Here is a 12,227-nt window from a genome sequence, read left to right as displayed (position 1 = left end):
GATGGGAGTCAAAGGCGGGTTATCGGCGACAGGGTTCACGGCTCAACATGTGAGCTTTAGGCTCGTTGGCCGGGTTGCGGTTGACAAGCCTAAAGCCTGAGTTAGTCAACTTTGGCAAGCGTAGGCGGGTTGCGGTCGACAGGCCAACCGCCCCAGCATTTAAGCTTGGGTAAAAGCTACAATAGAGGGCTAAATTAATGCCAAGGTTGTTGTAATATTGTGTTATACGTTACAATAGAATGAAAACACTGACTGTCAACGATAAGGACTACGCCAAAGCTCTAAAGCTGTTGATTGAAAACGGCATTCAAACTGAGCCAGAACCCGAAGTTATGATTCCACTTCTGCGCAAGAGTAACGCTAAATCTGGCGAGACTCCTGCCGCTTTTGGTGGTATTTGGGATAGTGATGAACGTACTATGGCATCAATCCGGGCGAAAGCATAGCCAAAAAGAAGATAATCCTGTGCGATTCTAACGTATTATTTGACTATTTCCGAGGAGTTCCCTTGATGGTTCAGGAATTGGATGAGCTTGGTTTTGACCGTCAGTTTCTGAGTGTAATTTCAGAAGCGGAAATGTATGTGGGTATGAAACGTAGCGAAAAACGTAAAACGGTCGAAACTATCAACAAGTTTAACATGATTGGTTTGGACGCTGAAATCTCGCGTCGACTACTCAATCTGACTTGGGAGCATTATGCGAAACGACCGGGCATAGCCGACATGATTATCGCAGCAACCGCGTTAACCTATCCGGTTGAATTGTTCACCTTTAACAAAAAAGATTTCGATTTTGTGGAGGGCATCACTTTTTGCCGTCCTAAGTACAAACATCAATACGGCCCTGAATCTGCGTAAATCAGCTCTCCGGTGACAGGACGCTCGTCCCGAAGTCAAGATTCGACAGCCCAACCTTCTATGTGTGTAAAGGCTTCCTACGGTCGCCATCAACACCCGTTGGTGTTAGGCGCAACTAATAGCCAGTGCTTGCATGTCAGCGTTTAGGCGACAGTTTGAACCTCCTGTTTAGGCAGCTTTGGGCCTTACATTCAAAAGGTGCTTGGTAATAAGAACTCCTTTGAAATTCTACCAAAATCAGTTCATTGAGTGTCCTTCATTAAAGCCGGTTTGGATAAAAGTTACAGATAGATCACTTGAGATAATAAGGTTTTGTTAGTCATTTTCGACAACTTGCTCTCTCATGTTTACTTGAGCCTATAAGCATTCTTCTCATCACAAGATTATTTTCCGATTTAAGCCGTGGAGAGAAATACGACTATTAAATTACCCTCAGGGCGAGTTGGGGCCTTTTTAAAGCGCCTTCAGCAGTTAGCCTGGTTCGAATTATTCGAAAAGTGGTTTGGTGTTGGTGTAAAATTGTTGTGGATTACCCTCTTTATCGCGTTTAGCGTTTACCTCAAAAGAGAGTACAGGAGAAATATTTTCTACGTACAGGATTTTAAAGTGCCTCCCGCCTGGATAGAGCAGGGGTACAGCGGAGAGGTTGTTAAACAAGCCATTCTGGATGAGATTGACAACATTATGAATGGTGTGTATGCCAGTGGTAACTCGATGAGTGGCAGCAATGAGGACAACACCGAATTGTTAAATGAGCTTACCGTTGAGGGGTTTAATCTCAGAGCTGTCACCAAATCTATTCTGGCCCTCTTAGGCAAGAAAGATAAAAGCATCGGTGGCTACGTCACGCTCAGCGACTCTACCCAAACTGTAGCGATCCAAGTTACAAACGAGATTACACAGCAATTGTCCATCAAACGAAATGAACCAGCCCAATACCTAATTCATAAAGCCGCTATGGAAATTATGAAGGTGCGATCGCCAAAAGCCTTGATTTACTATTATATGGTAAAGAAAGATACCGACATGGTGAATAAGGTATACAGTTATCTGAAAAAACGCCGAGGGTTGATGGACGATTATTATTTCTACATGACCTCGGCTGCCGTTGCCTTAAATAGCCTGGATTATGAGGAAGCAATGGCCTGGTCGGATAGTGCGGCAAAGAAGTTTCCGAATGATAAATTAACATATTACATCCAGGCCGAAATCTATATGACCCGGATTTACAACGCCAAAGCCGATTCCGCGACCACCCGAACCTACAAACGGTTATTCGTCGAGAATATGCGTAAAGTCAGCGAGCCGGGCCTATCCGACCAGACTGACAATCTGGCTCAGACAGCCAATCAGTATTTACTTGGGTTCTATGCCCGGGAAAATGATTTAAAATCTTTTTCCGGCCTCGTAGAGCGAACCCATATGGAACAGACGCTGAATGCACCCCTGAACAACGCCCTGGCGTATGCTTACATGAGTCAGAAGAAGTATAAGAAAGCAGAAGAAGCCCTGCACAAAGCCGTTTCTCAGGCGGGCCATGTTGGCGACTATTGGGACTCACTGGCTGAATTATACAGCATACAGGGCAAAGATTCATTGGCCGTTGTAAGTCTGCTAAAGGCGTTGAAATCCCCGCAAAAATCAGAAGCGGTATCAGCGAAGGCGTATCAGACAGATACTCGCTGGCAGCGATTACGAAAGCGGCCGGATTTTCAGCAGGTAGTTCACCTTTGATAGGTAGATTGTCGGGCGACAGGCCAAATTTGGGTGCGAGAAACGTACCCAAAGTTTTAGATTTTTCTTACCGTAATCATTAGTATGTTTTCAAGTAAAGACTACTCTAAAATGACACATGACGAATTAGTGTCAGAAGAGAAGAAAATGCAATCACAAAAAATTCCATTTGCTGTGTTTATCGGTCTTATAGTTGGTATTGCTGTTTGGTCGGCGACACATAAAGGTGGATTTTTCCTGACTATTGGTTTACTGATTTTTGCTACTCTGATGGGCTCCAGATATTCAAAAAACCTGAAGAGCATCCAAGCAGAAATAAGTCATAGGGATACCGTTCGTTGATTCGATCTGCGTGTCTCAACTAGTACAAAATCATTAGCTGACTGTCACACGGTTCGTTATTCGGCAGATACAGTAGCCATTTGACAGAATAATATTCTTCATACTCAGTTTGGCGAACAGTCATTCGACAACTTAAATACTGCAAAATTTATCTGCTCCACCTAGCTGGATTTGGGCTCTTATCTCTTTTGCTACTTATTGTTCAACCGTTTTTATCAACCCTCATGACCGAATATCAAACACCTAAAGATCGTGCGTATACGAACACCTTACTGAATGCGGCTCCCAAAGAGGCAGCTGCCTTCATGAACCTTAAACATACCGCCGAACGAACCGATGGGGTCATTCCCATTAAGTATCGGGAGTTAATGTCGGTGGCTGTAGCCTTAACGACCCAGTGTGCCTATTGTATTGAATCCCACATCAACAATGCCGTACAGGCGGGTGCTACGAGAGAAGAGATTGCCGAAACGGTCTTTATCGCAGCCGCGCTCCGGGCGGGCGGAGCGGTGGGAACTGGCCTGCTGGCGATGCGTCTTTTTGAGGAAGCTAGCCCGGCCAGCAAATAAGCAAATCGATTTCTAATGTATCAAATGCCTGCTTAGATACGGACTGAAATAAGCTATGTGGCTGTTTGGCAGTGTTTTATAAAAAATAACCCTTTCCCTGGAACTATACTCTTACTGAACCTTTACCTGCCGCTGCCGGATGCAAGCGGCCCCATACAGGGCTTGACGAAAGATAATGGCGATATGTTGTATCGCCATTATCTTTCGTGTACTTGTTAATCGTCACTCTCATCTTGTGGCTTTCCTTTTGTTGGGTGTTCCTGCTCTCTGTCAAGCGCTTTCTCTGCTTCGGTTTGCTCTCGTGAGAGTTCACGGAAAAGGTCTTGCTGCTGCTGTTCAAGATCTTTTTGTTCTGCCCGTCTTGTTTCTTCTAGTTCATTATTGTCAGACATACCTATAGATTTTTAATACCCATTTGAATAAATTAAAACAAGTTAATGTATTTCTAGTGGGATAAGATATAAAATCCAAACGTGTTGTCTAGCTCAGATTTTGGCTAGGGATTACAAGCAGAAAGTCAACATCGTGAACTTACCTCTTGCAGGTTGTAACGTATTATTCAGCGCCGAAGTAGAAATTGAAATTTTGTCTCTACGCCTTGATCATTAATCGTTCCCGGAGTCCACCGGGGCATGGAAGCGCCCACCCGTGCCGCTTCTTTTTTCAACGTTGGATCAGCGTCATAGGTTGGGATTAGCTCAATGACTTTACCCGTTCCATCAAGGGTAGCCGTTAACCAGGTCTTCCGACCTATTTTAATGGAGCTTTCGGCTTCTTCTAGCTGAGTAAGGACATAGGCATTTAATTTATCTTCCCCACCTGGGAAAGAAGGGGGAGACTGTGTTTTAATGGAGACAGGACCTGTGGTATTAAAGGTAATGAGTGGCTTCCCGCCATTAATTCCACTCTGAGCGCATAAATCTGGACCTGTAGCTGACAAAAATAAAATAGCCAGAAAAATGAACCGGGATAAGTTTGAAAGAGTCTTCATGGTCTTTTTTCGTGAAAATGCAACGAGAGATGAATTGGTTGCACACCAGCGTAAAATCTTACTCCAAACGTGTTAAGAATACTGAAAATGTATTAGTTGAGGTGCAGGCCCCCAACAGACAGTTTATGACCCAACAAGTTAAGTAACCAGGGAAGTAAAGTAGTTCGACCCATAAGCCGTACCTTTGTCAGATGGATAATACCGAAAAGCCTCGCCGACAACGCGGTCAACGTACCGATAGTAAATTCACTGTATCGGAGCCCGCCCAACTGATGGCGTTTTTGATTGAACAACTTCCCCACAAAAACCGGAATAATATCAAGTCGCTACTCAGTAACAAGCAGATTCTGATTGACGGTAAAGTATATACACAGTTTAATCACCCGCTTCGGGAGGGGCAGGTTGTAACGGTTGCCGCCAACCGGGCACCCCAAACAACTCAATATCGGGGACTGACCATTCTCTACGAAGACCCAAGTATTATTGTCATTAACAAGCAGGCTGGTCTGCTTTCTATGGCTACCAATAAAGAGCGGGATCGGACAGCGTATGGTATTCTGAGCGACTACCTTAAAAAAGAGAATCCCACTAACAAAATATTTATCATTCACCGACTCGACCGTGAGACATCGGGTGTGATGATGTTCGCCAAGAGTGAGAAGGTTCAGCGCCTGATGCAGGAGTCCTGGAATGCTACCACCAAGGAGCGGACGTATGTCGCGCTGGTAGAAGGAGTGCCGGAACCGCCAACAGGAACGATAACCTCCTTTCTACGCGAAAGCAAGGCCCTGATTGTGTATTCGAGCCAAAACCCGGATAACGGGCAACTGTCGATCACAAATTACAACGTGATTAAAGCGAATAACGGTTTCGCCTTGGTAGAGCTTGAGTTGGAAACGGGCCGCAAGAACCAGATTCGGGTGCACATGCAGGACATTGGCCATCCAGTTGTTGGCGACGCCAAGTATGGAGCGACAACGAACCCAATTGGGCGACTAGGTCTGCATGCCGAAGTGCTTGCATTTGAACACCCAATCACGGGCGAATCCATGCGATTCGATGCGCCCGTGCCGAAAATATTTCTGAGTGCATTGAAGGAAAGGAATGAGGAATAAAAAGGGTTTAACCACAGAGAAACAGAGGAATTAACAGAGAATAGAACGTTAATTTTAGAAAACGAATAGTGCATCTCCACGTATTTTGTCCTTTGTTTTCTCTGTTCTAGCCTTCGTTTCTATGTGTTTTAACCCTTATTCATTACTTCACAATACGATATTTGAGCAATACCCAAATTGCTTCGATGCCATCCATCCAGGAAATCTTTTTGCCTTCGGCAATGGATCGGGGATAATAACTTATGGGGAGTTCTTTAATCCGAATACCCCGCTTAGCTACTTTAGCCGTTACTTCAGGGCAAAACTCAAAGCGGGTACAGTCAAGAGGAATAGACCGCAGAAAATGGGCATCAAATACTTTATAGCAGGTTGGCTCATCGGTAAGCCGTTGATTGAAAAGAATATTGGTCAATAAGGTAACGACCTGCCCACCTACGTAGAAACTATAATACGAATGGCGATTTTCGGGTCTCAGGAAGCGCGATCCGTACACAACTTTCTCCTTGCCTTCAACAATAGGCTTGACTAACTCCAGATAATCCTGTGGTTCATACTCTAAATCGGCATCCTGAACAATGGCGATATCGCCCTTCATGTGCTGAATGGCAGTGCGAATGGCGGCTCCTTTCCCCTGATTATGCTCGTGTAAAATAACCTGAATATTTGGCGTGGATTTATAGGTGGCCAATCGCTCGCGGGTGCCATCCGTTGACCCATCGTCAACAATGATTATTTCTTTCGTTAACGGAACAGCTTGAACTTTCTCGATGAGGGTATCAATATTGTTAATCTCATTGTAAGCAGGAATCAGAACAGATAGCAGCATAAAGCAAATATAAGCGAAAACGACGGGTTTACTTTCTCCGCCAGTAGGGCAATGGGAAGTGGGGATTTTGAACTTTAACAAAGTGTTTTTCCAGGCCCGCACGCAATTGTTGGATGGCATATGCGTTGGCGGGTTCTTGAAGCGCGGTACTGTCGTCGATCAGGCTGGACCGATTTCCGAAAATAACAAGCTTAAGACTAGTATCTGCTAACGCCCGGCCGTATGTATCGGGATGTGATTTTATGTAGTGCGTTGTCTGCATTTCCGTAAAAATAAACGGCACATTCGGCTCACGATCAGATAGATAATATAAAGCCAATGCATTGTCAAAAAACAGAACATGGCCCGCTTGGCCAACTTGCTCCCGAATAAAAGCACCAGCTTGCTCTTCGTCCTGATAGTTCCTGATCGTAAAAAAACGCTGGACAGTAGCAGGTCGATACAACAATATACTGACGAGTAGAAGCAGAGCAACCACACCTGCACCCCAAAACGCCATCCGGTAAGAGACCTTCTGATGACGAGCCTCATATTGAGCCAGCCATTGATCGGCAAGGAAGCCAAGGTGGATCACAAAAAAAACGGCAGCCTGAAAAAAGTAATGGCTAGCCTGTGTTTTTAACATAGTGACGCAGGAAAAGCTCGCTACTAATAACGCCAGCCATAAAGCCGGTGTCTGCTGATAGATGGTTCGATAAGGCTGTTGAAACACAACAAAAAATGACACCAAGAGCAGGAGTAGCAACCAACTCAGTTTGATTAAAAACTTAGTCAGAAACAATGTATGAGACGGATAGCCGCCGAAGGGATAAATATAGGTCCACTCCAGGTGAGCATCTAACCGATTCGTCGTGTAGAAATAGAACATCGACAAGAGTAATGGGGCTACAAATCCTGCCAGTACCAGCATGCCACGGCCAACCATAGGCCAGAAGGTTAATCGGCCCGTCAGCCATAAAAGCAGGATGAACGCGCCAAATCCTACCACATAGAAAGCGGCTACGCTTTTGAAACACATGGCTATTCCCAGCAAAATGCCCGCGCCAAACCAACGCCAGTTCGGTTTGCCATTATTCCCAACTGCCAGTGTAAACGCATTCAAACCAAAGATAGCAATCCAGCTTTCAGGCTCCAGGAAATTCATTTCCATGAAAAAACAGCAGGTGGCAGTCAGGGCAACGGTCAGGAAAGCCACTCGTTCGCCAAACAGTCGGGCTGCCCGCCAGGAGGAGACTAGTACACCTGTAGCCAATAAGGTTATCAGCGCTGAAACACTAACGTGGTTATAGCCACCAAGCAGGTTCAGTAAAACGTTTGTGGAGGAATAGAGGAGGTATGATTTGGAAGGAATAAAGTCGTATAAATTATAACCTTCGTTCAGAGTACGAGCAAGAATTAAGTATTCATAGGCATCATACCCATAGCCAGAATTGTAGGCAAAAAGAAAAAAAATAGGGCAGAATAAAACTAAGAATAAACGAAATCGTGTCATAAAACTCCTTACCGACATAAATCAAGTTACGGATTAATCGACAAATGTACTGGTTTACGAACTAGTCACCACGCTCAGGAAAGCCTTTTTATTGACCGTTTGCTCAGTTATTAGACATATAAATCAGCTGTCAAACGAGTGGTTAGTACTATCCGAAATTAGGTAATTCCTGTTGTTGATTGAAATGACGCGCCTTTCATTTGCGCCTTTACCTTCTGGCGCAGGTAGGGTTAGTAGCCTGTCCTATAAACGTTTTTGACTGTGAGGAGTTCTAGTGGTAACCAGCAGAGCTTTTCTTCGCAGGGCTAATTTTTGTATTCAACACCTAAAAACGGGCATTCCGCCAGATTGATTTTCTGAAGCAACCAGGTAACTGCACCTTTGGCGCATCAATCACGAATCACATGAAAACGCTGTTACTTTCTTTACTCATCGTTAGTGCAACAACCTCGTTTGCCCAAGTGGCTACGCCATCTACTGCTCCTCCTGGCAGTACAACGGCAACGACACAACCGAGCACTCCACCCAGCAGTTTAACTGTTCCTGCCACAACAGTACCAGACCCCTTTGAAACGACCAAACCTGCCAGTACGACTCCCGATACGTTCACCGCTCCGGCTGGCTCTAGACCCAGTATGATCAATGGACCAACGGGTATACCCCCTCAAGCAGGGGCTACCCCGTCGGAAGCAGATCCAATTGCCCGTGGTAATGGTAAAGTAAGTGGCGTACTGATGGACTCAACGACTAACAAACCCGTTGAATTTGCGACCATCGCCCTGTTAAATATCGCTACAAACAAACCCATTGACGGTACCACTGCCGATGCAAAAGGGCAATTTACCATTGGCCGTTTAGCTCCTGGTAAGTACCGGCTTCTGTATTCGTTCATCGGTTATAAAGACAAACGAAGCAACCTGATTACCATTGATAAAGGCAGTGTTGTAAACCTTGGTACAATTAAACTCGCAGCCGATGTTCGAACCCTTAATGAAGTAAATGTGGTTGGGCAGGCTGCCATGATTGAAGAAAAAGTAGACCGGATGGTTTACAATGCCGATAAGGACCTTACCGCTAAAGGAGGAGATGCGGGTGACATTCTACGTAAAGTACCCATGCTCTCGGTGGATCTGGATGGCAATGTAACCCTGCGTGGCAGTAGCAATGTTCGGGTATTAATTAATAATAAGCCATCTACAATTGTTGCCAGTAGCGTTGCTGATGCCCTAAAGCAGATTCCGGCAGATATGATTAAGACGGTTGAGGTGATCACCTCGCCATCGGCTAAATATGATGCTGAAGGTTCGGCAGGTATTATCAATATCGTAACCAAGAAAACTACCCTACAGGGTTTGACGCTCGACATCAATGGGGGCGCAGGTAACCGGGGAGCCAATCTGGGTGTGAATGGTAACTACCGCACAGGTAAAATGGGCTTTTCACTGGGCGGATTTGGCCGCGCAGAATATAACGTACGGGGTGGATTTCTCAACGATCAAACAACCAGAACGTATGATCTGGCTAGCAACACCTATTCGGGCATTACCCGCACCGTACAAAGCGCCAATACACTGAATCAACGTATATTTGGCAACTATCAGTTGGGCTGGGATTATGACATTAACAAGACTACGTCGCTCACGGCCAGTCTTCGGTACGGCGCTCGCAACGGTTTAAGTAGTCAGAATAATCTGCTCACAACGATAAATACGCCCAATAGCTATTTCCCAATTGTTAATAATCGTAATGTGGAGACCAAAGACCTGTCGGGTACGGTAGATGCGAACGTCACCTATACCAAAACATACAAACCCCAACAGGAACTTAGTGTGCTGGCGCTGTATAGCCGGAACAACCGGACCAATAGTTTTGTGGCCGACATTTTAGGAGGTACTGATTTTCAGACTATAACTTCCCGGCAGAAAAATGATAACCCTAGCTACAATCAGGAATCGACAATACAGGTAGATTACCAAACACCGATCAAAACCAATCAACTTCTTGAATTTGGTGGAAAGGGCATTTTTCGGCAGGTAAATAGTGAGTTCCAATATTCTGTCGCCAATGGGTCTGATGCGCCCTATATTACCGACAGCACCCGTCTGGGCAATACGTTAAACTACGACCAGAACATTGCTGCTACCTACCTGTCATATACGTATATGACAAAGAGTAAATTCACGATCAAAGCGGGCGCGCGGTATGAGTATACCTACATTAATGCCAAATTCAGCAATGAATCGGCGGGAGCAGCTTCATCCATTCCTGATTATGGAAATCTGGTGCCAAGCATCAACATTTCGAAAAGCCTGAAGGGGGGTAAGATTATTAAACTGGCGTATAACCGTCGGATTCAACGTCCTGGTATTCAATTCCTGAACCCGAACGTTAACACGTCCAACCCAACCAATATCACGAAGGGGAATATCTACCTGTCGCCTGAATTAACGGACAATATCGAGTTTGGTACCAGTGCCAACATCAAGGGATTGTACTTGAACGCAACCGTATTTGCCCGCCGAACCAATAACGAAATCACGGCGGTTCGGGATGTACAGCAGTCTACCATTAACGGAGTTTTGCAACAGGTCATCAATACTACGTATTTGAACGTTGGTCGTCAGGATGCCGTTGGTCTGAATCTATTTGCTAATGGAACTCTGTTCCGCAAACTGCAATTAGGGGGAGGGATCGATGCCTATCACGTGAACCTGACCAACAACAATGCAAACCCAATTTATTCTGCCTCAAACTCAGGCTGGGTCATTGGTGGCCGAATCATGAGCAGCTTATCGCTCAGCAACGGTTGGGGCTTTCAGCTCTTCGGCGGAGGCCGGGGCAACCAGGTCCAATTACAGGGGACGCAGAGTGCCATGTATTTTTACAGCCTTGGGATGCGGAAAGAATTTAACAACAAAAAAGCCAGCTTAGGCTTAGCCGCTGAAAACATCTTTAACCACCCGTTTACGCAACGTTCTCAGCTAAGCTCGCCAATTTTGACTCAGAGCACAGAGACCAGCTATTACAATGCGGGGGTTCGGTTAACGTTTAGCTACAAGCTTGGCAAAATGAGTTTCGATTCACCACAAAAACGCCGGAAGTCTATCGAAAACGATGATTTGAAAGGTGATGGGGGCGGTGATACTAATAACCAGCCACAACAGCAACAGTCGGCGCCAGCAGGTGGTGGCGGTGGGCGCGGTGGACGACCACGGTCATAGTCTTACTAATCAAATTGATTTACGTTATTGAAAAGACGTTGGCTCACTTCTGGGCCAACGTCTTTTTTTAGACGATCAAATTGGTGATTAGTACTGTCGTTCGATGGGCCTCTTTGCTTGATGTAAGAGTTTCTTTTTACCAGACGTTTCCGCTCTTTACATTTGCTAAATCACTCACTCTTTTTCTCCTATGAAATCTAAAAATTTAGTTAGCCTTTTTGTTGCAGCAATTTTTCTTGTTTTGGCTACCACTGGTCTGTTGATTTATTTCGGCCAGGGGTCGCACATCGTTGATCATACCCATGCCTGGTTTGGTATACTGTTCTTTGTCGCGGCTGTATTTCATATTGTTAATAACTGGGCGTCGCTGGTAGGTTATACCAAAAACCGTCGGACCGGTAGTATCCAGAAAGAGTTCTTTTTGCCAGCCATTATAGCGGTTGTTTTTGCAGCCGGCATTGGGTTTGATGTCCCCGTTTTTGACAAACTGGCTAATGCAGGTAAAAGCCTGTTTCGGGGTAACAAGCCCCGGCCAGAATCGATGCCACAAGCTAAAGTTGATTCGATAGCGAATGCCGTTGAAACAGCCTTTGCCAGCGCCTATAGTAAAGGCGACACTGCGGCATTAGCGGTTGTTATGCCGACCAAAACAACAACACTAACGCAGGCGGGTACGCTCCTGAGTGGGTCGGATGTGCAGCAGAATCTGCTTAAAAAGACGGCGGCTGAAGTAGTTAAAACTAAAGTTGATAAAGCCGAAGCACTTGATGATCATTTAATTATTGTGCGAGGTACCTCAACAAATACCACTGCAACCTCGCCAACTGTTTACATGCACGTGTTGAAAGAACAAGACAGGAAATGGCAAATTGTAGCTGCTCAGGGAGCCTATCCAACTGTACAATAACACGATAGATGGACTCTGGATTTGTCATTCGGAATGAGGTAGGAACGTATACATACTACGTTCCTATTTTTTTTAAAATTAGTAGACATACTGCAACGGAAATCATTTAGCTTACGTACTGATTATCAGAGGGCAGGCTTCTCGGTTGCCTTAATGCTATTATATCTTTCT

Annotated in this window: 12 protein-coding genes; 8 read left to right on the top strand and 4 right to left on the bottom strand. The window is 45.2% G+C overall.

Annotated features, from left to right (window positions below):
* Window positions 1–239 precede the first annotated feature (239 nt).
* The 5 genes from EXU85_RS20015 to EXU85_RS19995 all read left to right on the top strand — a co-directional run bounded on the left by EXU85_RS20015 (window position 240) and on the right by EXU85_RS19995 (window position 3,504).
* Window positions 240–446, top strand: a complete 207-nt coding sequence (locus EXU85_RS20015) for a hypothetical protein (protein ID WP_246859171.1) — start codon at window positions 240–242, stop codon at window positions 444–446.
* Between the two features lie 65 nt (window positions 447–511).
* Window positions 512–859, top strand: a complete 348-nt coding sequence (locus EXU85_RS20010; protein WP_246859169.1) for a PIN domain-containing protein — start codon at window positions 512–514, stop codon at window positions 857–859.
* Between the two features lie 402 nt (window positions 860–1,261).
* Window positions 1,262–2,593, top strand: coding sequence for a lipopolysaccharide assembly protein LapB (locus tag EXU85_RS20005; RefSeq protein ID WP_142773782.1), 1,332 nt, complete (start codon window positions 1,262–1,264; stop codon window positions 2,591–2,593).
* Window positions 2,594–2,704: 111 nt separating this feature from the next.
* On the top strand, window positions 2,705–2,935 hold the full coding sequence (locus tag EXU85_RS20000; RefSeq protein WP_371731927.1) for a hypothetical protein: 231 nt from the start codon (window positions 2,705–2,707) through the stop codon (window positions 2,933–2,935).
* Between the two features lie 224 nt (window positions 2,936–3,159).
* Window positions 3,160–3,504 (top strand): carboxymuconolactone decarboxylase family protein, encoded by a 345-nt coding sequence (locus EXU85_RS19995; protein ID WP_142773780.1) that lies wholly within the window; start codon window positions 3,160–3,162, stop codon window positions 3,502–3,504.
* Window positions 3,505–3,719: 215 nt separating this feature from the next.
* Here EXU85_RS19995 and EXU85_RS35415 read toward each other — a convergent pair whose 3' ends face one another.
* Both EXU85_RS35415 and EXU85_RS19990 read right to left on the bottom strand, forming a co-directional pair.
* Entirely contained in the window at window positions 3,720–3,896 is a 177-nt protein-coding gene (locus tag EXU85_RS35415; protein ID WP_168207829.1) for a hypothetical protein, read from the bottom strand.
* A gap of 167 nt (window positions 3,897–4,063) precedes the next feature.
* Window positions 4,064–4,495 (bottom strand): hypothetical protein, encoded by a 432-nt coding sequence (locus tag EXU85_RS19990; protein WP_142773779.1) that lies wholly within the window; start codon window positions 4,493–4,495, stop codon window positions 4,064–4,066.
* 191 nt (window positions 4,496–4,686) lie between these two features.
* Between EXU85_RS19990 and EXU85_RS19985 the strand changes: the two genes are divergently transcribed.
* A complete protein-coding gene (locus EXU85_RS19985) occupies window positions 4,687–5,610 on the top strand; it encodes an RluA family pseudouridine synthase (RefSeq protein ID WP_142773778.1) in 924 nt (307 codons plus the stop codon).
* A 142-nt stretch (window positions 5,611–5,752) separates the two neighbouring features.
* Here the strand turns inward: EXU85_RS19985 and EXU85_RS19980 are convergent, their stop codons facing one another.
* Complete coding sequence (locus EXU85_RS19980) at window positions 5,753–6,436, bottom strand: glycosyltransferase family 2 protein (protein ID WP_142773777.1); 684 nt, start codon at window positions 6,434–6,436, stop codon at window positions 5,753–5,755.
* A gap of 28 nt (window positions 6,437–6,464) precedes the next feature.
* Window positions 6,465–7,928, bottom strand: a complete 1,464-nt coding sequence (locus EXU85_RS19975; RefSeq protein ID WP_142773776.1) for a glycosyltransferase family 39 protein — start codon at window positions 7,926–7,928, stop codon at window positions 6,465–6,467.
* 404 nt (window positions 7,929–8,332) lie between these two features.
* Here EXU85_RS19975 and EXU85_RS19970 point away from each other — a divergent pair, with 404 nt between their 5' ends.
* Window positions 8,333–11,149 (top strand): TonB-dependent receptor domain-containing protein, encoded by a 2,817-nt coding sequence (locus EXU85_RS19970; protein ID WP_142773775.1) that lies wholly within the window; start codon window positions 8,333–8,335, stop codon window positions 11,147–11,149.
* 190 nt (window positions 11,150–11,339) lie between these two features.
* Complete coding sequence (locus tag EXU85_RS19965) at window positions 11,340–12,056, top strand: DUF4405 domain-containing protein (RefSeq protein WP_142773774.1); 717 nt, start codon at window positions 11,340–11,342, stop codon at window positions 12,054–12,056.
* Window positions 12,057–12,227: the final 171 nt, after the last annotated feature.

The organism is Spirosoma sp. KCTC 42546 (genome assembly GCF_006965485.1).
Lineage (GTDB): Bacteria > Bacteroidota > Bacteroidia > Cytophagales > Spirosomataceae > Spirosoma.
Note: the sequence above shows the minus strand (reverse complement) of the source record. Positions and strands in the feature narration are given on the sequence as shown.